This is a genomic window from Kineococcus vitellinus (assembly GCF_009906315.1).
In the GTDB taxonomy this organism is placed as follows: domain Bacteria; phylum Actinomycetota; class Actinomycetes; order Actinomycetales; family Kineococcaceae; genus Kineococcus; species Kineococcus vitellinus.
On record NZ_JAAALL010000683.1, the window covers coordinates 1 to 262 of the forward strand.

General features: G+C 71.8%; 1 pseudogene. It reads right to left on the reverse strand.

Features of this window, described 5'->3' with window-relative positions:
- Window positions 1-216, reverse strand: a pseudogene (locus GTQ99_RS24085) (hypothetical protein); the annotation flags it as partial.
- Window positions 217-262 lie beyond the last annotated feature (46 nt).

Below are 262 nucleotides of genomic sequence, written 5' to 3' on the forward strand. Positions count from 1 at the left end.
CGCCGCGTGCAGCTTCAGGTGCGCGGCACCCTCCACGTTGAACAGCGACGCCATGATGTTGAGCACCTCGCGGGCGTTGACCACGAGGTTGTCCGGCAGCTGCCGGTCCTCGATCGCGGCCTCGCTGCCCCCCGGGGCCAGCGGGAAGTCGAAGACCACGACGGCCTTGGACCTCAGGTGGTCGTCCACGTAGAGGCCGACCACGGAGCCGGGCACGCCGCCGACCGGGACGGGACGGCCCTCGGCCAGTTCCACGTCGCGG